Annotated in this window: 16 protein-coding genes and 1 other annotated feature; of the genes, 12 read left to right on the top strand and 4 right to left on the bottom strand. The window is 41.9% G+C overall.

All coding sequences use genetic code 11. The annotated features are described in order from the left end of the window. The first annotated feature begins 86 nt into the window (after positions 1-86). Positions 87-289: a binding site (T-box leader), on the top strand. A gap of 53 nt (positions 290-342) precedes the next feature. Next, positions 343-2,757: a leucine--tRNA ligase gene (gene leuS / locus BN1875_RS04860; protein ID WP_048603730.1), complete on the top strand. Its 2,415-nt coding sequence runs from the start codon at positions 343-345 to the stop codon at positions 2,755-2,757. A gap of 170 nt (positions 2,758-2,927) precedes the next feature. Next, on the top strand, positions 2,928-5,066 hold the full coding sequence (locus BN1875_RS04865; protein ID WP_048603731.1) for a HelD family protein: 2,139 nt from the start codon (positions 2,928-2,930) through the stop codon (positions 5,064-5,066). Positions 5,067-5,170: 104 nt separating this feature from the next. Here BN1875_RS04865 and BN1875_RS04870 read toward each other — a convergent pair whose 3' ends face one another. Continuing rightward, positions 5,171-6,661 carry a UDP-N-acetylmuramoyl-L-alanyl-D-glutamate--L-lysine ligase gene (locus tag BN1875_RS04870; RefSeq protein ID WP_048603732.1) on the bottom strand — a complete coding sequence of 497 codons (1,491 nt, stop codon included), beginning with the start codon at positions 6,659-6,661 and terminating at the stop codon, positions 5,171-5,173. A 152-nt stretch (positions 6,662-6,813) separates the two neighbouring features. Next, positions 6,814-8,541 carry an adenine deaminase gene (gene ade / locus BN1875_RS04875; RefSeq protein ID WP_048603733.1) on the bottom strand — a complete coding sequence of 576 codons (1,728 nt, stop codon included), beginning with the start codon at positions 8,539-8,541 and terminating at the stop codon, positions 6,814-6,816. Positions 8,542-8,881: 340 nt separating this feature from the next. On the opposite strand from ade, the gene BN1875_RS04880 reads away from it, so the two are divergent. The 3 genes from BN1875_RS04880 to BN1875_RS13320 all read left to right on the top strand — a co-directional run bounded on the left by BN1875_RS04880 (position 8,882) and on the right by BN1875_RS13320 (position 12,531). Then, positions 8,882-10,522, top strand: coding sequence for a putative polysaccharide biosynthesis protein (locus BN1875_RS04880; RefSeq protein WP_048603734.1), 1,641 nt, complete (start codon positions 8,882-8,884; stop codon positions 10,520-10,522). A gap of 55 nt (positions 10,523-10,577) precedes the next feature. Next, a complete protein-coding gene (locus BN1875_RS04885; protein ID WP_048603735.1) occupies positions 10,578-11,327 on the top strand; it encodes a pseudouridine synthase in 750 nt (249 codons plus the stop codon). Positions 11,328-11,505: 178 nt separating this feature from the next. Beyond that, complete coding sequence (locus BN1875_RS13320) at positions 11,506-12,531, top strand: M23 family metallopeptidase (protein WP_053082150.1); 1,026 nt, start codon at positions 11,506-11,508, stop codon at positions 12,529-12,531. Between the two features lie 77 nt (positions 12,532-12,608). Here the strand turns inward: BN1875_RS13320 and BN1875_RS04895 are convergent, their stop codons facing one another. Then, positions 12,609-13,460, bottom strand: coding sequence for an RluA family pseudouridine synthase (locus tag BN1875_RS04895; protein ID WP_048603736.1), 852 nt, complete (start codon positions 13,458-13,460; stop codon positions 12,609-12,611). A gap of 198 nt (positions 13,461-13,658) precedes the next feature. Between BN1875_RS04895 and BN1875_RS04900 the strand changes: the two genes are divergently transcribed. The 5 genes from BN1875_RS04900 (at position 13,659) to BN1875_RS04920 (ending at position 21,080) form a co-directional block, all read left to right on the top strand. After that, positions 13,659-15,809, top strand: a complete 2,151-nt coding sequence (locus tag BN1875_RS04900) for a PBP1A family penicillin-binding protein (protein WP_048603737.1) — start codon at positions 13,659-13,661, stop codon at positions 15,807-15,809. 47 nt (positions 15,810-15,856) lie between these two features. Then, entirely contained in the window at positions 15,857-16,198 is a 342-nt protein-coding gene (locus BN1875_RS04905) for a YlbF/YmcA family competence regulator (RefSeq protein ID WP_048603738.1), read from the top strand. Between the two features lie 150 nt (positions 16,199-16,348). Beyond that, positions 16,349-17,536 carry a metallophosphoesterase family protein gene (locus BN1875_RS04910; protein WP_069959629.1) on the top strand — a complete coding sequence of 396 codons (1,188 nt, stop codon included), beginning with the start codon at positions 16,349-16,351 and terminating at the stop codon, positions 17,534-17,536. Then, the gene (locus BN1875_RS04915) at positions 17,533-20,139 is read left to right on the top strand and encodes an ATP-binding protein (protein ID WP_048603739.1); all 2,607 of its coding nucleotides are present in this window, start codon (positions 17,533-17,535) and stop codon (positions 20,137-20,139) included. The genes BN1875_RS04910 and BN1875_RS04915 overlap by 4 nt, the downstream gene beginning before the upstream one ends. Continuing rightward, on the top strand, positions 20,136-21,080 hold the full coding sequence (locus BN1875_RS04920; protein ID WP_048603740.1) for a 3'-5' exoribonuclease YhaM family protein: 945 nt from the start codon (positions 20,136-20,138) through the stop codon (positions 21,078-21,080). Before BN1875_RS04915 ends, BN1875_RS04920 begins: the two co-directional genes overlap by 4 nt. 26 nt (positions 21,081-21,106) lie before the next feature. On the opposite strand, the gene BN1875_RS04925 is transcribed toward BN1875_RS04920, so the two are convergent. After that, a complete protein-coding gene (locus BN1875_RS04925; RefSeq protein WP_048603741.1) occupies positions 21,107-22,048 on the bottom strand; it encodes a WxL protein peptidoglycan domain-containing protein in 942 nt (313 codons plus the stop codon). Between the two features lie 456 nt (positions 22,049-22,504). On the opposite strand from BN1875_RS04925, the gene BN1875_RS04930 reads away from it, so the two are divergent. Together BN1875_RS04930 and BN1875_RS04935 are read left to right on the top strand one after the other, a co-directional pair. Then, on the top strand, positions 22,505-23,404 hold the full coding sequence (locus BN1875_RS04930; RefSeq protein ID WP_048603742.1) for a WxL protein host-binding domain-containing protein: 900 nt from the start codon (positions 22,505-22,507) through the stop codon (positions 23,402-23,404). 1 nt (position 23,405) lies between these two features. Further along, on the top strand, positions 23,406-24,110 hold the full coding sequence (locus BN1875_RS04935; protein ID WP_048603743.1) for a WxL domain-containing protein: 705 nt from the start codon (positions 23,406-23,408) through the stop codon (positions 24,108-24,110). Positions 24,111-24,117 lie beyond the last annotated feature (7 nt).

Here is a 24,117-nt window from a genome sequence, read left to right on the forward strand (position 1 = left end):
ATCCTTCCTCAACTAAAATTCCGACAAACACAAAGGTAAAATAATATTTGAATTTCCATGCAATCTTTGATAGTATAGCTATCAATAGCAACACGTTAAAAAGGAATAGTAAAAAGTCATTCGGTAAAGAGAGCACATGGTTGGTGGAAATGTGTACGAAACCTTTTGAACTCGCCTTTTAGTGACAACTGCTGAAAAAAGTAGGCAGCTGCGGCGGCGGTCGTTATCCCGCAAGAGGCTTGCATTCGCAAGTAAAAATAGGTGGTACCACGTAGATTACGTCCTATAAAAAGCAACGGCTTTTTATAGGACTTTTTTTATTATTCTTTAGGAGGCATCGGAATGAATTACGATCACAAAGCAATCGAAAAAAAATGGCAAAAGTTTTGGGCAAAAAACAATGTCTTCAATACCCACGATGACAGCAGCAAGCCAAAGTTCTACGCACTCGATATGTTTCCCTATCCGTCTGGACAAGGGCTGCATGTAGGGCATCCAGAAGGGTATACGGCAACAGATATTTTATCACGGATGAAACGCAGCCAAGGCTTCAGTGTACTGCATCCAATGGGGTGGGATGCCTTTGGTCTGCCAGCAGAACAATATGCGCTGGATACCGGCAATGATCCGGCTGAATTCACGAAAAAAAATATCGAGACCTTTCGTCGTCAAATCAATTCATTAGGCTTTAGCTATGACTGGAATCGAGAAATCAATACTACCGATCCGGAATACTATAAATGGACCCAATGGATCTTTACAAAATTGTACGAAAAAGGATTGGCTTATGAAGCAGAGGTCGCAGTCAACTGGGTGCCAGAATTGGGAACCGTTATTTCCAATGAAGAAGTTATCGATGGCAAAAGTGAACGTGGCGGCTACGATGTGGTTCGAAAACCGATGCGTCAATGGATGCTGAAAATCACCGCCTATGCAGATCGATTGTTGGATGATCTTGAGTTGGTGGATTGGCCTGAAAGCATCAAAGAAATGCAGCGCAATTGGATTGGTCGTTCGGTGGGAGCAAATGTAACCTTTAAAGTTGCCGGCAGTGAAACAGATTTCACTGTATTTACCACCCGTCCGGATACATTGTTTGGTGCAACTTATGCCGTATTGGCACCAGAACTTGAATTGGTGCAAAAAATCACGACAGCCGAACAACGGCCGGCGGTAGAAGCATATATCGCAGAAGCTGCAAAAAAATCTGAATTGAATCGAACAGATTTGGCGAAAGAAAAAACTGGGGTCTTTACCGGTGCGTATGCAGTTAATCCAGTCAATGGCAAAGAAATTCCTATCTGGATTGCCGATTACGTTTTGTCTTCTTACGGAACTGGTGCAATCATGGCGGTTCCTGCTCACGATGAACGGGATTATGAATTTGCGAAAACATTTGGCTTGGAAATTTTGCCTGTGTTGGCTGGTGGTGATGTGGCTCATGCGCCTTATACTGAAGATGGTCTGCACATCAATTCCGGCTTCCTGGATGGCATGAACAAAGAAGAAGCCATTGCGGCTATGACGACTTGGTTGGAAGAAAAAGGCGTTGGGAAAAAAGAAATCAGTTACCGGTTGCGGGACTGGTTGTTTTCACGTCAACGGTATTGGGGAGAACCAATCCCAATCATCCATTGGGAAGACGGCACCACAACGACGGTGCCTGAAGAAGAGCTGCCATTGCGTTTGCCGATTACTAAAAACATCAAACCAAGCGGAACGGGCGAATCACCGTTAGCAAATATTGAAGAATGGATCAATGTCGTCGATCCGGTTACTGGCAAAAAAGGTCGTCGAGAAACCAATACGATGCCGCAATGGGCAGGCAGCTCATGGTATCACTTGCGTTACATCGATCCTCATAATAAAAAAGAATTGGCAAACTTTGAAAAATTGGAACGCTGGCTACCGGTGGATATTTATATCGGCGGTGCGGAACATGCTGTGCTTCATTTGCTTTATGCCCGTTTCTGGCATAAGTTCTTGTATGATATCGGTGTAGTTCCAACCAAAGAACCGTATCAAAAATTATACAATCAAGGGATGATCCTTGGCGGAAATAACGAGAAAATGTCGAAATCTCGTGGCAATGTGGTCAATCCTGACGATGTTGTTGAAAAATATGGGGCAGATACCCTGCGCCTGTATGAAATGTTTATGGGACCATTGGATGCTTCGATTGCTTGGAGCGAAAATGGACTGGAAGGCAGTCGGAAATTCTTGGATCGGGTGTGGCGCCTGGTTGTTGATGAAGAAGGCAAGATGCGGGATCGGATCACTACCTTTAATGATGGCAAGCTGACGAAGGTTTATAATCAAACGGTGAAAAAAGTAACCGAAGATTATGAAAATCTGCATTTTAACACAGCAATTTCTCAATTGATGGTTTTTGTTAATGAAGCCTATAAAGTCGATGCCTTGCCTTATGAATACATCGAAGGCTTCGTGCAATTGCTGGCACCGATTGCTCCCCATATCAGTGAAGAACTTTGGGCAGTCTTGGGCAACGAAGGCGGCATTTCTCATGTTGCTTGGCCAACCTACGATGAATCGGCGTTGGTAGAAGCAGAAATCGAAGTCGTTTTCCAAGTAAACGGCAAAGTACGGGCGAAAGTCAATGTTCCGGCAGATGCGACAAAAGAAGAATTGGAAGAATTGGCAAAAGCTGATTCGCTGGTTCAAGAACATATTGCAGGAAAAACGATCCGTAAAGTTATCGTTGTCCCAAATAAATTGGTAAATATCGTTGCAAATTAAGAAAAAATAAGTATGTTTTGAGACACCTCCTGTATTTTGGGAGGTGTTTTTGTCTTTGGCAAATTTCTTTGGTTGACTGTTGTAAATAGTTACGCCAACCATTTGAAAATTTCTTAAAAAGAGCGTATAATCCGTACCCTATCCTTCAAACAGTAAAGGGGAATGTGTGTATGGTCAACCACAAAGAACAAGAGTATTTAACGGTCGTTTATGGGGAGCTGCTGGAGAAAAAAGAGGTATTGCAAACCTATCTGGCACAGTCTAAGGATGAGGCATTGACGGCGTTGCAGGGGATGCAAGGAGATGTCAGTTTGAATTTTGATAGTGTGCTGGACAATCTCGATACTTTTTCACAGTTGGAAATGAAAAATCGAGAAATCGATCAAATGAATTTCAAAATGCAAACTGCAGATGCTGAATTGGCGCAGGTCAATCGTTCCTTGAATGTGCCGTATTTTGGCAAAGTAGTGGTCGATTTTATGGAGGAAGCACCGGAAGATTTTTATATTGGCATCAATGGCTTTCGAAATTTGGCGGGAGATACACGAATCTACGACTGGCGCTCACCGATTGCAGAATTGTTTTACAACAATGAGTTGGGACCTTCCAGCTATCAAGTCAATGGGCAAAAGATAGCGGTGGAAATTGCCGGTCGCCGGCAGCTGATTATCGAAAGAGATCGTCTGCTGAATTCCTTTGATACTTCTGTGGCGATTCAAGATGATGTTTTATTGGAAGCCTTGGAGAATGATACCACTGGATTTATGAAGGACATCACGGCAACCATTCAAAAAGAGCAGAACAAAATCATTCGCGATAACACTAGCCGTCATTTATTGGTGAATGGCATCGCCGGCAGCGGAAAAACCTCGACAATCATGCAACGTATTGCATATTTGCTCTATTCATTGCGGCAGCAAATCACCGCAGATGATCTCTTGATCCTGTCACCCAATACGCAATTTATCGACTATATCTCTAATGTTTTACCCGCCTTGGGTGAACGCAATCCGCTTAATTTGACTTTGCCGCTATTTTTGCAAGAATTCAGTTCTCAAGAATTGGAGGACGAAACAGAATATTTTGAACGCTTAAATGCACCTGTTTCAAAAATGACTGCGATTCTTCGCAGCAAAGCATTTGTAGATTATCTCAAACAAGCGGACGAGCTTTTAGCAAGGATTGATTTGTTTCAACCGATTGTTTATAAAGGAAAAGTTCTGATTTCAGTAGAAACATTGCAGGGATTTTATCGAAAAACACCTAATTATCCCAAAATGATCGATAAGTTGCAGGCCATGAAAAAACAGCTTCTTAGCTATTGGGATCAGCGAATCATTCAGCAAGCTCACAGTGAACGGATTCAAAATCAAGTGCTTTCCTTGTCTGAAGAATTGCAGCAGCACTATTTTGGTGAATTAATCAGTGACGAATCAGAAGCCAGTATTTTTCGTTACAGCAAGAAATTATTGCAACGAAAATATCGGAAGGTAGCAAAGGCGTTGCGGCAAAATGAATGGATCAATGAAGAAGGCATGGTTGCGGCAATCTATCAACGTTTTACCGGACAAGAAATGCCAAAATTTGGTGGAACGATCGATGAATCAGTGATTCGGCTATTGGTTCGTCACACGTTTATTGAAAAAAGTGACGTACCAATGCTGCGTTTTATTTTGATTGATGAAATCCAAGATTACACGTATGCTCAAATCACCTTGCTAGCGGCTTTGTTCCCGAAAACCCATTTCACGATGGTGGGGGACGAAAATCAGGCAATTTTTAATTCTCAAATTGCTTTTTCAGAGGTACAAGCTATATTTGCTGAAAAACAACAGTCGGTGAAACGCTATGATTTACTGAATAGTTATCGTTCAAGCGGTGCAATCACGAAGCTGTTTCGAAAGTTGGTTACCACGCCAATGGAAATTTTGCCGGTGCGACCAGACGGATTGCCGGTGACTTTTCGTTCTTTTGCGGTGGTCGAGGAATTTGTTCAACTAGTGAAAGAAATGTCTACTAAGCAACAACTGACTATATTGACTAAAACGCAACAGCAGGCTGTTCAATTAACAGAAACCTTGCGTAAGGCTGGCGATCAAAGCCAGGTGCTGTCTATCAGCTTGGCAAAGGGCTTAGAATTTGATCATGTGATTTTGTATGATGTTTCAGCGAAAAATTATTTTTCAGAACAGGATCAAAAACGTCTGTACACCGCCATTTCCCGTGGCATGCAACAAGTAGTCGTGACTTATCAAGATGAACTGACACCATTGATCCATAAAAAAAACGTTCCTGATTTCTGCGGATAATGCAGAGAATCAGGGCTCTATAATTTATGGGACTGAAGAATCAATTCTGATTCATCAGTCCCATAAATTATAGAGCCAGAATCAGGAACGTTTTTAATCTAAGCTCATTGAATTATCTGTTCAGCAATCAGATAATCCCCGTCATAGGGGACATCTTCTCCATTGATTTTTTGGTATTGATCTTGTCCTTTGCCGGCAAGAATAATGGAATCCTTTGGCTCTGCCAAGGCGATGGCTTGGGCAATGGCTTGCGGACGATCCATTTCAAAATAAATTACCAACTCTGGATTAGTCACCGCTTGATTGATTTCTTCTGCGATGGCTTGTGGGTCTTCAAAGGCAGGATCGTCTGCAGTCAAAATGGCGATGTCGGCTTGTTGGGATAAAATTTTCCCGAAATCTTGTCGCCGGGAAATAGCTTTTCCACCAGGACTGCCAAGAACAACGATGACTCGACCGTCAGGATGCTGCGTTTTCGCAAAATGCAGCAACGTTTTTAAACTAAGATAATTATGGGCGTAATCGACGTAGATGGTTGCGCCATTCTTTGCTTGTAATTGTTCCATACGTCCGGGAACTCGCGCTTGTGCCAGACCGAGCTGTCCGTCTTTTGCGGAGGCGCCTGCCAGTGCGGCTGCCAACAACGCACTGGCGGCATTTTCTTGATTGAATCCACCAGCCAGTAATAGCGAATAGTGACCGTTCAAGGCAAACGGATCTTGGTCAGATTGTAATGAAAAAGCCAATCCTTCTTCGGAAACCACCAGATAATCGGCATCTTTTCGTCCGTAGGTGGTCAATGGAATTTTGTTCAGCTCACAGGTTTCTTTTAATAAATCAAAATAATCGCTGTCTCGATTGATAATCATGTGTTTGGCATGAAGCAGTAATTGTCGTTTGCAATAAAAATAGTCGTCAAAAGTCGGGTGCTCGATGGGGCTGATATGATCTGGAGAGATATTTAGAAAAATCCCAACATCGAAAAACAATCCAAACACGCGATGTGTTTTGTAAGCTTGTGAAGAGACCTCCATCACGAGATGAGTCATACCATTGGTGACTGCTTGTGCCATCATACGATACAAATCCAAAGATTCAGGAGTGGATAAATGAGATTTAAAATAAGTCGTTCCATCTAATGTAGTATTCATAGTGGAAAGCAGGGCTGTTTTTTTGTCGGTGGTGACATCTAAAGCCGCCTTGGTAAAATAAGCAGCAGTAGTTTTTCCTTTGGTTCCAGTAAAAGCAATCAACGTCAATTTGTCTTGAGGATAATCGTAAAAGGCCATCGCCAAAATCGCCATTGCTTTGCGGACATCTGTTATGATGATACCAAGCGCTGAAACAGCATAGGGTTCTTCTGCCACGTAGACTTCCAACCCATTTTCAATAGCGGAAATCAGGTAGTCCGCTTTAAAATTCAATCCTTTACAGAAAAAAAGTGTTTGGGAATCAACGGAACGGGAATCATAGGAAAGTGCAGAAAATTCCTTTTTGCTGTCAATTGTCAGATGCCAGCCCTCCGCTGAAACAAACTCTTTAAGCAGATTTTCTTTGAGTAACAAAGTGCGAATCGTTTCAAGGGAAAAGGTCATTGTGAAGCTCCTTTTTCAATTTTTAGTTTATTATAGCACAATTTTGAAAGTGGACTGAAAAAAATCAGGAGCCAGGAGAGCAGACTTTTCTTATTCCAAAAAAATAAACCGCCAATTTTTTTGGCGGTTTATTTTTGAAGAAGGATAAAAATTTAGTCGTTGACAGGAATCAGTTGAAACTTGGAAAAAGAAAATAATCCTTTATCGGTGATCTTCAATTCGGGAATCACCGATAGTGTCAAAAAGGAAAGGGTCAAGAAAGGATTGAAGGCACGGCTGGCACCTAGTTTTCGTGCCTGTTCCGTCAGTTGGATCAACTGCTGATTGACTGCCATGAAGGGTTCTTGAGACATCAACCCACCGATAGGCAACGGCAGACACGCCAATTCTTTATCTTGATGAACAACGACCATACCGCCGCCTTTTTTGATCAATTGATTAGCAGCAAAGCGCATTTCTTCGTCAGAAGTTCCCACTACCACGATGTTGTGGGAATCATGGGCCACCGTAGTAGCTAAGGCACCTGCCTTCAACTGAAAACCTTTCACGATGCCTAATCCGATATTTCCAGTGGCATGATGGCGTTCGATAACAGCGATTTTCAGCTGATCTTTTTTAATCGAAGGCTGGAACAAGCCCTTTACTGTTTGAACATCTTCTATTAAATCATTCGTCAACAAGCTGTTGGGGATGATCTCAATCACATGGGCTTTAGAAGCAGTCAGCGGTAAATCAAACGAGTGAGTATCTAACGGCTGTACACTGATTTTTGGTAATTCTTTTTCAAAAGCCAATGGAGCTGAAAAGCAGGATTCGTTTAAGTGACCAGATTGAACGACCGGGACCCCTTTGGCAAAGACGGTATGGATAGGTAAAGTTTTTAAATCATCTGTCAAAAAGAAGTCAGCTTGATACCCTGGAGCAATTGCTCCTAGAGTTGTTAAACCAAAACATTCGGCGGCATTTAATGAAGCCATTTGAATGGCTTGCAACGGTTCCATGCCTGCTTGGATCGCTTGCCGAACGATGTGATCGATGGACCCTTCTGCTACCAAATCATCAATCAATTTATCATCCGTCACAAATAAGCAACGGCGGGAATTTTCTGGTGTGATTGCCGGTAAAAGGGCGTCAAGATTTTTTGCGACGGTTCCTTCTCGAACCATCAGATACATGCCCAGTGCCAAGCGTTCTTTGGCTTCGGCGGCAGTGGTTGCCTCGTGGTCAGTTCGAATTCCTGCAGCGGGATACACATTCAGAGCTTCACCAGTGATGCCGGCAGCGTGGCCGTCGATTTTCTTTTTTTGTTGGTGCATGCGACTGATTTTATCTAAAATATCCGTTTCCGCAGTAGCAACGGCTTGGTAATTCATCACTTCCGCCAGTCCTAGAACATTAGGATCTTCAAGAAAAGGTGCCAAGGCTTTTCCATCTAAGACGGCGCCGCTGGTTTCAAATGGGGTTACCGGTACGCACGAAGGCAGCATGACAAAAATAGTCATGGGCGATTGCTTGCCATCTTCCAGCATAAACTGAAGTCCTTTGCTACCGGCAACATTTCCGATTTCATGGGGATCAGTTACCACCGTGGTCACACCATGAAGCAAGGAGATTTTGGCAAATTCTTGGGGAGATAAAAGCGAACTTTCAATATGTACGTGACCATCAATAAAGCCGGGAACCAAATACTGATTTTTACCGTCAATAGTGGTGAGTCCTTCATAATGACCGATTCCAACGATCTTTCCATCGCAAACTGCGACATCACCAACTGTGATTTCTTTGGTAAATACATTGACAATTTGAACCTGCTTGATGACCAGATCGGCAGGTTGTTTTTTACCAGCAGCTAAAATATGTTTTTTTAATAATGTTTCCACTTTTGCTCCTCCTTTATAGGTTTAGATGGGTAATAACTTGTTTTATTTTCAGCTCGCTTTAAAAAATAGAGAAAATCAAGGGCGTAAAATAAATTGTTACAAGTATACCATGAATTCGGATTTAGCCAATACTTTTGAGAAAATTCTCTAGAATTTTCATGAAAAACGAAAAAAAGACGGACATTTTGAAAGTAGAAAAGAATTTTTTTCTAATTCACAGCTGAAAAAAGGAATTCCAATGAATTTCGTTAAATTTACCAAAAGTAATTGCTACATTGATAGTTTCCCTTTAAAATAGAGAATATGCCTTGATACATAGAAAGTTGGAGATTGTGGACAAATGGAAAACAAAACACGACCAGCAGAATTGACAAATGAAGAACGGATGGCCCGTGGTTCTGCATGGATGACCATCGGCAACATCGGCTCGCGTTTATTGGGAGCGATTTATATTTTACCTTGGTATGCTTGGATGGGAGAAAATGCCAAAGCTGCCAACGCCCTGTTTAATATGGGCTACAATATCTATGCTTTGTTTTTAATGATCTCGACGGCCGGCATCCCGGCTGCGATTGCTAAACAGACCGCACATTATAATTCATTGAATGAGTACAGTACCAGCCGTAAATTATTCATTCGTGCGTTACAGGTGATGGGAATTTTCGGCATTATTTCTGCCGGTATCATGTATTTGCTGGCTCCTTTTTTAGCGGAGGCATCTGGTGGTGGCGCAGAGTTGGTGCCAACGATGCGTTCCTTGAGTGTCGCAATTTTGGTCTTTCCTTGTATGAGTGTCATTCGAGGGTATTTCCAAGGTTTTAAAGACATGCGGCCCTTTGCGATTTCACAAATCGTTGAACAAATTGCCCGTGTGGCGTATATGTTGTTGGCGACTTTCATCATCATGAAAACATTGAATGGGGAATATACTGAAGCGGTGACGCAATCAACTTTTGCTGCGTTTATCGGAGTACTGGCAAGTTTTGCCGTATTGGGTTATTTTCTCAAAAAAGAAAAAGTTCGTATGGATACGTTGGTGGAGTATAGCGGACAGGAAGCAACGATCCATACAAAAGAATTGCTGATCGAAACTGTAAAAGAAGCCATTCCGTTTATTATCATTGGTTCCGGAATCACATTGTTTAAATTAGTCGATCAATTTACTTTTATTCGCAGCATGCAACGATTTACCGAATATTCCAGTGACCAGTTGAAGGATCTTTTTTCAATTTTTAGTGCCAATCCAGATAAACTGACGATGGTGGTAATCGGTTTGGCAACGTCAATTTCTTCTACTGGGTTGCCCTTGATCACCGAAGCACGAACCGTGGGAGATCACCGGGGCCTGGCAAAACTAATCAGCAACAATCTGCAACTGTTCTCTTTCGTGATGTTGCCGGCTAGTTTTGGGATGATGCTGTTGGCCTATCCTTTAAATACGTTGTTTTATGAACCAGATGCTCTGGGCGCCAAAGTGTTGATCCAAGCCTGTATCGCAGGTTTATTCTTGGGCTTGTTCATGATGACTGCCAGCATGTTGCAGGGAATGTACGAAAATGGCGCAGCTATCAAATATTTTGCCTTGGGTTTATTGGTTAAACTAATTTTGCAATACCCAATGATTCGTTTATTTGAAGTATACGGACCGATGATCGCGACCATGTTTGGTTTTGGTTTGACCTGTTACTTGAATATGCGGAAAATGCACAAGATTTCCCGCTTTAATTTTACACTGACCTTTCGGCGAACCGTTCTCATTTTTCTGATGACACTGATAATGTTGGTTTTGGCTGTTATCACTCGACAAATCAGTGATTTATTCTTAAATACTGAGAGCAAATTTCAATCCTTTATCATGGTCTTGCTGGTGGCTGGTGTCGGCGGCGGCAGTTACGTATATATGGCGCTGAAAATTCGTTTGGCAGATAAATTGCTGGGAGCAACAGCGAAGAAAATGCGAGGGAAATTGCACATAAAATAGCACAATGGCGGTATTGACTTTGGTTGATGCCGCATTTTTAATGGAGGGAACGACCATGCGTTTGGATAAATTTTTAGCGGACATGCAGATTGGCAGCCGCAAAGAAGTCAAAAAATATATCAAAGGTCGATTGGTTCGGGTTAATGGACAAGTAGTCACCTCAGATAAAACCCAAGTGACTGAAGAAGATCAAATTTTGTTTGATGGACAACCGGTGATCTACCAGAAATATTTTTATTACTTACTCCATAAGCCTCAGGGAGTGGTTTCAGCTACGACAGATCGACGAGACCCGACTGTATTGTCTTTGTTGAAGGAGGATGCCCGGGAAGATTTGTTCCCGGTGGGACGTTTGGATAAGGACACGGAAGGCTTACTGTTGATTACCAATGATGGCGAGCTTGCCCATCGGCTTCTTTCGCCAAAAAAACATGTAGAAAAAGAATATTTCGCAAAAATCGACGGCATCATGACAAAAGAGGATGTGGCTGCTTTTGCGCAGGGAGTAACCATCGATGGTGGAGAAGAAACGATGCCGGCAGAGTTAACGCTTTTAACGCAGGATGAAACCACGCAAACCTCCGAGATTCGCTTGATTCTACATGAAGGCAAATTCCATCAAGTTAAACGGATGGTCAAAGCGGTTGGAAAGAAAGTGACCTATTTGAAACGTCTTCGAATGGGTAGTCTGGTCTTGGAGGATAGTTTGAAACTAGGGACATATCGACCATTGACGGCAGATGAAATTGCTCAGCTACAAGTAACCAATGAAGAAAAAAGCTTAAGAAATAATCAAACAACTTAAAAAATAGTTTGTTCTTTTGTAACATATCCTAGATTTTGAAACTTTTTCGTAATAAAAAGTGGTTTTGTTGCAATCTGATGAAGGGAGCGACAAGAAAACGTAACGGCATTGTTACCCATTTCATAAAAATCCATGCTAAATTATGCAAGGTAAAAAAAATATGAAAAGGGGTCTTTTATTGAAAATCAGAAAGACAATTGCTTTAGCCGCATTAGTAATGAGCATGGGAATTTCTTCCACCGCTTTTGCTTCAGAAACCACTGATCAACTCGCAGCAACCCAAAAAACATTGACTGCTAGTCAAAAAACAGTTGCTGCTTTACAACAACAATTAAAAGAATTAGCTTCAGAAAAAACAGAGATTGCTGCAGAAAAAGCAACGGCAGAAACTACGGCAGAAAAAACTGCTGCAGAATTGAATGACCTGCAGGCAGAACTTCAAGAAGTCACGACGGCTGAAAAAGAAAAACAAGCGCTTATGGAATCTATGGTGTATCATCCCGCTGTCCAATCGTCGACCGTCAACTATTCCTCACGAGTGATGGATGTCTACCGTGAATTGAATGAACTGACTGAAAAGAAAAAAACGGTCACTGCAGAACAATCCGATGTACATATTTCCTTCGCTACACTACAAGGAAAAATCGCCGCTTTCACTGATCAAACCACAGAGTTGGAGAATCAAGAGGCAGAAATAAACGCCCAGATTCAAACAACCAACGAAACGATCAAGAAACAGCAAACGGCGGTAACGAAATTGCAAAAAGCTCAAAAAGCAGAAGAAGAAAAAGCTAAGACTGCTGCTACCGGCTTTGCTTCGCCGTTAGCAACGAAACTATCTGTCAGCAGTGGTTTTGGCGGTAGAGAAGATCCTACAGGCGCTTCCGGCACTCAACATGATGGAATCGACTTTACCGGCTCTTACGGTCAAAATGTGATGGCAGCACGAGATGGTGTGGTGGAAATGGCAGGCACTGATCCTAGCGCCGGCAATTATGTGATCATCAAACATGATAACGGCTACTATTCTTATTACATGCATTTAAGTAAAATCAATGCGACAGTTGGTCAAAGTATCAAAGTTGGGCAATCCGTAGGTCAAATGGGCTCTACCGGAAATTCAACCGGTGTTCATTTGCATTTTGGTTTAAGCACATCTGTCTGGAGCGGTTTTGTTGATCCTTCTTCCTTTTTAGGACTTTGATGGAATACAGAAGAAACTAGTCAAAAAGCGTTGTTTAGGAATTTTCCTGAACAACGCTTTTTTTTCGAAATCTTCCTTCACCACAATCCCGGTTCAGCGGTGATCTGCAAGTGTTCCTTAGTAAAAGGATGAGTCAAAAACAGCTCATACGCATGCAGCTGCAGCCGCTCATCAGCTTTTCCATAGAGAGGATCACCGAGAATCGGATGACCGATACTTTTTAAATGGATGCGGATTTGATGAGTGCGCCCAGTTTCTAGCACACAAAAAATTCGACTTTGTTTTGCTGTTGCCTGCTGGCTTGAAACATGGGTGATAGCTGTTTGACCATTACGTTCGTCGATGACTCGCTTGCGGCGATCATGACGGTCCCGCCCGATTTTTTTGGTAATCGTCAAATCATGGTCGATTTTTCCTGAAACAACGGCTTGATAGCGGCGGTAGATTTTTTTTTGCTCCAACAGCCGACCGAGAATTGGCAAAACTAGCGGATTTTTTGCAAAAAGAATGGCACCGCTGGTCTCTTTGTCTAAACGATGAACCACATAAGGTCGCTGTTCTTTATCAGCCAAATAGGCAGCCAAATCATTGAGCAATGTTCCGGTTTCTTGCGGCTGATTCGGATGGGTCTTGAGACCGGCCCCTTTGTTGACGACAATCAGATGTTCGTCTTCGTACAAAACATGGATTGCTTTTTTGTCCCCTAATACAACCTCTTGGTAGCTGTAATCTTCTTCAGCTAATTCTACGGTTATCCGATCTCCTGCTTGTAACATCTGTTGAAAAGTTGCAACGTCTCCATTAACCCAAACGGTTTTACGTACTCGTAAGAAATGGCGGACCTTGCGGGGAACCAGCCATTCGGTTTCCAGTAGTTGGCGCAAAGTTTGTTCTTCCTGATCTTTTGGTAAAATTATCTCGTATCTCATGTCTATCTCCTTGTTGTTTTCCAGATTAGTATAGCATTTTTTAAAGATATTTAAGAAAAAAACAACTTTTTCCCGAGAATTAAATGATATGATTACTAGCATATGGGTGAAAATCGGCAGACACTCCGACTTAGGTCGCATTTCAGGAAGAAGTCGCTGTGATACACTCAAGACAAACGAAACAAGGAGTCTAACTTAATGGATTTTCAGAAAATACTAGCAAAATTCAAAGCAGGGCTGGCAGCGTTCTGGCGCTGGCTCAAACCTTATCTGGTTCAGTTCCATCATTGGCGCAAGCGCATATGGAAAAAATACCATGTCAATAAAGTCATTATTTTGTTGGGACTTGTCGTGGTTTTGGTCACAAGTGTGTATTTGTTTTATTTAGCCAAGCAGGTCAACGTGGATCGTTTAGAATCAGATTTGAAGGAATCCACGATTGTGTATGACAAAGACGGCGATGAAGCCGGAAAGCTCTATGCACAAAAAGGAACCTACATTGATTTAGAGCAGATTTCACCTTTTATTCAGGATGCCGTTATCTCTACCGAGGACCGTAATTTTTATCAGCATCATGGCTTTGACATCAAGGGAATTGCTCGGGCAGCAGTACGGACAGTTATCAACCGCAATACGTCAGGTGGTGGGGGAAGTACCATCACGCAGCAGTTGGCAAAAAATGCTTATCTGACTTTGGATCAAACCTTCAGCCGAAAAGCCAAAGAATTATTTTTAGCCATTGAAATTGAAAAAAAATACAGTAAAGAAGATATTTTGGCGATGTACTTAAACAACTCTTATTTCGGTAATGGGGTTTGGGGTGTGCAGGATGCCGCAAGAAAATATTTCGGAGTAAATGCCAATGAAGTTACTTTGGGAGAAGCAGCAACCCTTGTAGGTATGCTAAAGGGTCCTTCCATTTACAATCCTATTGAATATCCGGAAAATGCCAACAAACGGCGGGATACAGTGCTGGCAGTCATGAAGGAAAACGAAAAAATTACGGCAGCCCAAGAACAAGAGGCTTCCGCAGTGGATATTGCAGAATTTGTCAATGATACCTATTCACAATCAGAATCCGGCTACAAGTATCCTTATTATTTCGATGCGATTATTGATGAAGCAGTGGAAAAATATGATATTAATGAAACAGATATTATGAATAAAGGCTATAAAATCTACACAGCGCTGGATCAAAATTATCAAGCGCAAATGGAAGCAACTTACAAGGATGATTCTGTTTTTCCAGCAAATGCAGCAGATGGGGCGATGGTTCAATCTGGTTCGGTAGCCTTAGATCCTAACTCTGGCGGTGTTCGGGCACTAGTAGGACGCCGAGGAGAACATGTTTTTCGGGGCTTTAATTTTGCAACACAAATGAAACGTTCACCAGGTTCGACAATCAAACCCTTGAGCGTATTTGCACCGGCTTTAGAAGCGGGCTACAAACCCGACAGCATTTTAAAAGATGAAGCGTTGTCTTTTTATGATGTGAACAATTATGATGGTACGTATTCTGGGGAAGTTCCAATGTACCAAGCCGTTGCTTGGAGCTTGAATGCACCGGCGGTTTGGCTGCTGCACGAAATTGGAATGGAAAAAGGCTACAACAAGGCAGCGGAATTTGGCTTGACTCTTTCTGAAAAAGATAAATACTGGGGCGGAGTGGCTTTGGGTGGATTGGAAAAAGGAGAATCTCCGCTAACAATGGCTAGTGCATACGGTGCATTTGCCAATGACGGGAAACGGTACGATCCGCATCTGATCACGAAAATTGTGGATTCCCAAGGTACAGTGATTGTAGATAATAGCGATCCGAAAGCCGAACAAGTTGTTTCAAAAGAAACTGCAAAAGAAATGACCAGTATGTTGTTGGGGACTTTTTCAAACGGGACCGCAATGCAGGCACAGCCTTATGGATATACTGTGGCGGGAAAAACAGGAACCACAGAAACCAATTTTGATTCCTCCAAAGCAAACGATCAATGGATCGTGGGATACACGCCGGATGTAGTCATTTCCACTTGGTTAGGGTATGAAAAAACCAGTAAAGATCATTATTTAAGTGGAACTAGTGGAGATGTTGTAGGACAGGTTTTTCGTTCCATGGCACAAAATATTTTACCTTACACAGCAGAAAGCAGCTTTACGGTCGCCGATGCTTATCAAACTGGCGGCAAAGTTGTAGCGGCTGACGAAGTGGATTCTGACGAAGAAAGTGATTGGGATAAATCAGTGGATGATTTCACTGAAAAAGCCAAAAATGGTCTGGTAGAATTTGGTGGCCGGGTCAAAGAAGGAGCCAAAGATCTTTTCAAGGGAATCTGGGGAAAAATTTCTGGTAACTAGACGCTTTATGTTACAATAGAGAAAATAAGATAAAGCGAGGGACAAGCATGGCAAATATTTATGACACAGCAAACCAATTAGAAAAAGAAATTCGTGAATCTGAACATTTTGGCGAACTAAGAGCTTCTTTTGACCGTTTGAAAGAAAATGAAGAAGCCTTTGCACTATTTAAAGAATTTCAAACCCTGCAACAAGAATTACAAACGAAAATGATGGCAGGAGAAGAAGTGTCAGAAGAAGACGCCCAAAGAGCGCAAGCAATGGCAGAACGTGTACAAAAAGAAGAATTGATCAATCAATTGATGCAAAAAGAACAAGCCTTCAGTACCGTAGTCAATGATTTGAATCGGATTATCATGGGTCCTGTTCGGGAATTATACGGCAACTAAGCAATTTAGAAGAAAAATATCCGAGGTACATTTCCTATTTTGGGAATGTACCTTTTCTTTTTTTAAAATGCGAACAAGTTTTCGTATTTTGCTGACGAATAGCCGTAAAAATGGTATGATATTGAAAAAGAAATACGGGAGGAAACGTGCGTGGTACGCTTTATTCATGCGGCAGATTTACATATGGACCGAGCATTTGAAGGCTTGGCAAATCTTTCAAAACAGGCGGTCAAAGCTTTTACAAAACTTAATCAGCAAGTGCTGACGAATTTAGTGTCGGCAGCGTTAGCCAATGAAGTGGATTTTCTGCTGCTGGCAGGGGATACCTTCCATCAGAATAAGCCTTCACTTAAAACCCAGCATTTCTTTTTTGAGGAGATGCAGCGTTTGGCAGAAGCGCAAATTCCGGTGTACATGATTTTTGGCAACCACGATTATTATGATCCACAAAGGTATTGGTTTGAGTTTCCCAAAAATGTCACGTTATTCACCAGCGAAACAGTCACCACCTTCAAAGGAAAAACGAAAGCCGGAGAAACATACGCCATCAGCGGTTTTAGCTATACTCAACCATGGATCAAAGCGGCAAAAGCTACCGAGTTTCCCAATCGTAGTGAGGTAGATGTTCATATCGGTCTGTATCACGGGGACAGCCAAGGGGAACGTTATGCCCCGTTTCTGTTAAGCCAAATGAAGGCGAAAAATTATGATTACTGGGCATTGGGTCACATCCATGTTCCCACTGTATTGAATGAACAACCACCGATTGTATATCCGGGAACCACACAGGGGCATACAAAAAAGGAAACGACAACCGGTAGTCAATTGGTAGAGATTACCGCAGGAAAAAGCCGTCGACAAATGGTGCAGGTCGCTGAAATAAGCTGGCAGCAAGTGGCTATTCCGATTGAGACGAATCATCCGCAAGCGGTGTTGCAACAGCTTATTGCGCAGTTGCAACCCATTGATTATCAAGCCCTTCTTTCCCTCAGACTGACGACTAAGTCAGCCAAGGGGAATTTTCTAACAGAAAATCAGCTTCTCGAACTGATGGATTACATGAATGAGCTTTTTGCCAGACGTAACCAGTTGACTTGGGTCTATGAGATTCAGCAGCAGGAAGAAAAAAATCGGCTGACGTTGCCGGCAAGTACGGAGCTGGTAACTGCTTTACTTACGAATTATCAAGAAACAACCACCTTTGAAATGATTCACGAAGAATTATTGACCCATCAACTGGCGGCAACGGTATTGAATCCTGCTCAGTATCAGGAAGAGATTTTGACTGCTGTTGCAAAAGAACTGAAAGACGATTTTTATTGGGAGGAAAGTAAATGAAACTGTTGCGGGCAGAAATCACCGGCTTTGGCAAATACCGGCAGGCAACGTTTGATTTTGTTTCCGGTAATCAATTATTTTTTGGGGCCAATGAAGCGGGAAAATCTACTTTATATCAATTTATTCAAGCCATGCTTTTCGGTTTCCCAACAAAACGCGGCAATAAGAAAGATTATACTCCAAAAGACGGTGCAAGTTTTGGTGGGAAATTATGGCTCTCCTTTCCTGAAGGTGAGATCTGTGTTGAACGCTACAAGCAGATCAATCGTGGACGAGCAAAGGTGACACTAGGAGAACAGACCGGAGATGACCGTCTGTTAGCTTCCTTGATTGCTCCTTTGAATCAGCAATTATTCCAAGAAGTATTTACCTTTCAACAGGAGCAGTTGTCTCAACTGGAAAAACTTCAAGAAAGAGAACTGCATGATGCCTTGATTTCTTTAGGCATTTCCGGAAGCAAACAGCTTTTAGAAAAACGGCAGGAATACCTGAATGATGCCCAAAAATTATTTAAACACAAAGGGCAAAAACTACCGTTGAATCAAAAATTGGCGGAATGGCAGGAATTGCGGCAAAAGATTCACGAAAAAGAGCAACAGGAATCAGACATACAAAATTATTACGGCGCATTAGCAACCGCGGCTAAACAGCAAACAGCTCTTGAAGAAAAAATCGAGAAGACCGAAGAACAATTAACTGCATTAAAGCAGCAGCAATTGTATTGGTCTCAGTATGAAGAGCTGCAACGTTTGAAAAAGAAATTGCGCCCCGGAGCTCCGGTTGATGAAAAAGCATTGGCAACTTTTTACCAAACTTATCAGCAATTAAATCAGCAAATAATCGAGACACAAGCGGCCCTAGACAAGGCACTTTCACAAACGCAAAATTCTGACCGGTACACCTTTTATCTCACCAATGAAGGAAAGATCACGGCTCTGCTTCAAGAAAAAGTCGCGGCCGCACGTCTGACAGATGAGTTTCAACAAAAACTGCAACAGCAAAGCCAAGCCATTGAGCGATTGGATGAATGGGAGCGGACATATCCGTGGGACCCAAGTCATTTGCCGGTACCATTGACCGCGTCTTTTTTTGAAAAGGTAAAAGAAAGCGAACAGCTGGAGCGACAAATTCAAGAGCTGATACTGAAAAAAGAATGGTTGGCAGAAGAAAAACCAACTGTTCAAACCAAACCTGCTATGGCGCAGTCTGTTTGGGGGTGGAGTTGTGCAGCGGTCGCAGGATTACTTTTTATCAGCAGCTTTTTTATCGGCAATCAACTCCTTTTGATTCTGCTGGCTGTTTTGTTCGCTGGAGTGGGCTTGTTCTTTTTCAGAAAGCAACCCTCTGCGGATGAGCAAACAGTCAAAAAGGAGAAGTCAGAGCAGCTTTTTTTGATTCAAGAAAAAATCACAGCACTTAAAACGCAACAGGGGACACTTCTTCAAGCAATCGAAGAAAGTGTACCCGACTATCGTCAGTGGTCAGAGGAGCAAAAGAGAGGCTTAGTTTGGTACCAACAAGACGTGACGGGGTATTTAGAAACCACTAAAGCCTTGGAAGAAATTGATCAACAACTGGCTTCCCTTGATCAAAATTATCAAGGAATGCTGGGGCGTTTTCACTTTCTTGAAGATTGGCTGCCCTTGGCAAAGGGAGATATTCTTCAGCGAATGGCACAGCTTCAACAATTTGCTGATGAGATGAATGAACTGAAGTTACAGCAGACGCATCAATCCAGCGTTTTATTGACTCGACAGCTAGAGGAGAAGAAGGAACAGCAAAGTCAGTTGATTGCTAAAAATCAGCCCTTGCTTACTCATGCAGGAATCAATCAGCCCTCCGAGATTCCATGGTGGTTGGAACGCATGCGGGAACAGGCAAAAGCTTGGCAAAGAAAAAAAGAATTGGAAGAACTTTTGCATAAAGTATATCCAGAAGAACTTTCGGCTGAAGAATTGGACGGGCGTTTCACTCAGCTAAGTCAGCAGCTAAATGAAGGGCGCCATCACTTGCGCAGTGCTTCTCAGGAAAGTCAGCGATTGCAACTGATTATTCAACAATTACAAGTGGATGGGACGTTGGATGAATTGTATCAAGAAAGCAGTAAGTTGACTGCTGAAATCCAATCCTTGGCTCTTTCATGGGGGATTAAAAAACAAGTTGCAGCTTTTTTGAGTGATTTAACAACAGAGCTTTCAGAGCAGCAGCTACCCCAGTTATTAGCAAAAGCTAGTCATTATTTTTCTCTATTGACCAATAATCGGTACCAACAAATAACCATCTCATCTGGAAACTTGGCAGTGAAAAATACTACTAGCGGGCAACCTTTGTCTATCTATGAATTATCGACAGGAACCAAGGATCAAGTAATCATGGCGGTTCGTTTCGGCTATTTAGCACTGCAACAAAATCATCCCCTTTGTCCGGTAATGATCGATGATGGCTGGCTGCACTATGACAGTCAACGAAAACGACAATTTGCACAGCTTTTAAAGGAATTTTCAAAAAAATATCAAGTGATTTGTTTGTCTTCTGATGCAGAAATGGTAAGCTTGTATCAGGAATACCAGCAACCAGTGATGGAAATGAGGGAAAGAAAATGAAGAAAATCAAAGAATTAACAGTCGATGAAGAATTTCAGGCCTTTGTTTTGATCAAAAATGCCGACGTTCGTCTCGCAAAAAATGGGAAAAAATTTATTGCCTTTACCTTTCAGGATACTTCTGGGACGATTGATGGCAAATTTTGGGATGCATCTGAAGAGGAAATTACTCGTTTTGAACCGGGGAAAGTTGTCGCTCTCCAAGGCAAACGAGAATTATATAATGGCAATCCACAGGTGAAAATCATGCATCTGCGTTTGGCAAAACCAGAAGAACCCAATGAGCCTTCACAATTCATGGAGCGGGCGCCATTAAAAAAAGAAGCAATGGAAGAAGAAATCAATCAAACCCTGTTTGAGATCACCAATCCCCATTGGAACCGAATCGTGCGCTTTTTATTGAACAAATATCAAAAAGAATTTTTTGAATTTCCAGCGGCAAAACGCAATCACCATGCCTTTGCCAGCGGTTTGGCTTATCATACGGTTTCGATGCTGCGACTAGGTAAAGCAATTGTGAAAGAATACCCGGAATTGAACGCATCGTTATTGTATGCCGGAATTATTTTGCATGATTTAGGAAAGGTCATCGAACTATCGGGGCCGATGTCCACAGAATACACGTTGGTGGGAAACCTTGTGGGACATTTAGTTTTGGTGGATGAAGAAATCACTAAGGCATGCATCGCGTTGAAATTTGATGAACAGGAAGAAGACATCGTGATTTTACGTCACATGGTATTGGCACACCACGGCTTGTTAGAATATGGTTCTCCCGTTCGTCCACGGATTATGGAAGCGGAGATTCTGCATCAAATCGACTTGTTGGATGCATCGATGCAGATGATGCTGACGTCTGTTCGGCAAACGACACCCGGAGAATATACCGATCGAATCTTTGGAATGGATAACCGCAGTTTTTATGTACCAAAGGATATTTAAGAAATAAGAAAATCAACTGGGGGCTCTTAGGAGTCCAGCAGTTGATTTTTTTTGTGCCAAATGAAAAAGTACAACCCGATCAGCAGGAAGAAAACACTCAAAGCAATCAGTCCTACTCGCCGTTGTTGATGCAAATCAATTTCACGAAAGACAAAAGTTCCGTGGATTTTTCTGACGGAATAGGTTTTGTTGACTTTTGTCGTCGTTGTACCAGTTATATTTAGCGTCAGCTGATACGTTCCATCGGTCAACTCAGGATTTTCAACAGCGATTTGAAACGGGCCAAAAGGAGCACCAGAAATCGCTTGTGTGTGGGAGATTTTTTGATTTGTTCCGATTTTTTTTAAAGATACCTGCAATTGATTCTGACTTGCAAGAGATTGACTGGCATTTTTCAAGGAAAGCAATAATTGATTACTTTCTTGCTGTACCTTGGTCAACTGCCAGCTGGGTTCTGGTGCTTTGCCCACCGTAACCTTTAAGCCTAAAATATATGCAAATTTATTGCTGATTCCGGCAGAAGAATCTGAGGAAGATTGCTCCTTGATTTGAAAGGCAGCAAGATAGGTTCCATTTGTGGCATTTTTGGGAATCGTTAAAGTGAAAACTGCAAAATTGGTTTCTTTCGCTGCAAGGTCAATGGATTGTTTTGAACTCACCCATGAAGACAAAGCAGATTTACTGTCAGACAAGGTTTTTTGATAGATGATTGCACCTTGATTATCGGTTTCGCCGTCTACTGGGGTCAGCAGGATTTTTTTTGCTTGTGAAGATTGATTTTTCAGCTTTATTGTCAGTTCCTGAGTAGAACCTTGATCTACGGCGAGGTCAAAATAGGACGCTGTACTCACTTGATTTTCTGGCAAAACTGCCGAGACACCAAAATCAGCACCTTCCGCAAAAGCTGTCTGGGGAAAAAGAAACAATAAAAATAAAAATGGGACAATTCTTTTTATAATGACAAGCACTTCCTTTCCCGTGTCACTTAGTTATTATACGGAGGAATGACCAGAAAATCTAGGAATGAATGCGGTCTTTCTTTTATTCGGTGGGATTAATGTAAAAAAATAATCTATTTCTCGTTATTTTATAATCAACTTTAATTAAAAGAGAAAAGGGACAGCAAAAAAACTTTTATGAAAGCTCTTAAGAAAAAATTAACCTATAAAAAATCATTTAGTTATTTTAATCAAATAATCTAAAAAAATTTTTGAAAATTGAATGTGCATTGACACGTCACCAAAAAAAATAAATTTCCTTCATTTTTGATAAAATATGCGTTGATATTTAATATGAAAGCGGCTATAATCACCTACGAAAAGGGATAAGGAGGGATTCGAATCAGAAAAGATCGAAAACTTTTTTTACTGTTATCTCTCTTATTCTTTGTTCTTGTTTTACAACCGAAACTAGTTTGGGCAGATGTGCCAAATTTAACTGTTACACCATTGACTTTGGATCAGCAGAATATCAGCGGAAAAATTCAACTTCGTGCAAACAGTAAAAAGCACAAGTTGAGTTTTTCTGTCACCAACTTTTCAACACAGCCAATGCAGGTGCAGATTAGCGGTGCATCGGCTGCTACGAATGAGGAAGGTAAACTGTTTTACCAAATGGGCGGTCATACAGCCTTTGGGACAGCACCTTTTTTGACAGAGGAACTCATTCCTACGCACTCTCTAAATTTGCCGGCAAGTGGAAGCCAAACAATTGATCTGGATTTGACAATGCCTACAACCGATTTTTCTGGACAGGTAATGGGCGCCGTCGCCATTTCTGTGAAGGAGGAGACAACTTTTGTTCCGCTGATTTTTCAAGGAAGCGTGATGACGGAAAAACAGCCCATCGAATTGTCAGGTGTGACGGGCAGCGTTGTGTCGGATATGCCGGCAATCAGCGTTGAAATCGGCAATCCCAACACTGCTTTGTTGAGTCCTGTTTCAATGGATTTGACGCTGATTCATAAGCAATTTTTCGGTTTGAGAAAAACAACGTATCTTTTGCGGCAACAAGCAATCAGTTTTGCACCGAATCAAGTAATGACGCCAATAATCAGTTTGCAGGGAAAACCGCTTTTAGCGGGAAGCTATCGTGTGACTGGAACAATGACAGTTGATGGTAAGGTTCAAACGATTGACCAAAGCCTAACACTCGACAAAAAAACTGCTGAAAAAATCAATCAGCAAGCTGGTAATGTCCAGCGGGATTATGTTGGTTGGCTATTACTCGCAGTCGCCGTGCTGCTTTTGTTGATTGGACTCGTTCTTTACTCGCTCAAGAAACAAACAACCAAAAATAAAAAAAGAACTTTAGGGGGAAATTAAAATGAAAAAAATTTTTGCAGCAATTACCGTATCAGGATTAGCTTTGTTGACATTCGCTAGTGGGGGAACAGCATTGGCGGCAACAGGAAATGGTGCTGGAACATCGGAAAACAATATCTCAGCAGGAACTGATGGGGAAGGGTATGTGTCTGACGATACTTCTTCTGCAAAAGCTAACTCAACTGCTGAATTTACGGTTGAAGATGGTTTTCTTACTTTAGATGCTGTTCCAGATTTGAATTTTGAGAAAACGGAACGTGAAGTTTTGAAAACAGATAAGGTTTTGCATCTAGATACTGAAAATCCTTTTGTTGTTTCTGAAGCAAACACTTATGATGGGACAACTAGCTCAGAAAAGGGTAAAATTGTTGTGAGCGATTATCGAACAACGCATGATGAATGGACATTAACTGCTAAACTAGGAGAATTCACTGGTTCAAAAGATTCTTCTATCACATCTGCAACTTTAAACTTAGTTTTGCCAACTACTAGTGCTTCAATTGCTGCTGGTGGAGATTATACTACAGTGACTGCTGACAACGTTGAAAGCGATGGTGCTAAAGAATACTCAGTAGCTTCTGGAGAAAATGGAACAAGTTTAACTTTAGGGACGGGGTCAAAATTAGAAAAAGGCACATACCATGCTGAACTAAACTGGCAATTAGTTAACTCAATCGCTACTCCTGATGGTGCTGGCATCGAATAATAAAATC

The sequence above is a fragment of the Enterococcus massiliensis genome, assembly GCF_001050095.1.
Classification (GTDB): Bacteria; Bacillota; Bacilli; order Lactobacillales; family Enterococcaceae; genus Enterococcus_C; species Enterococcus_C songbeiensis.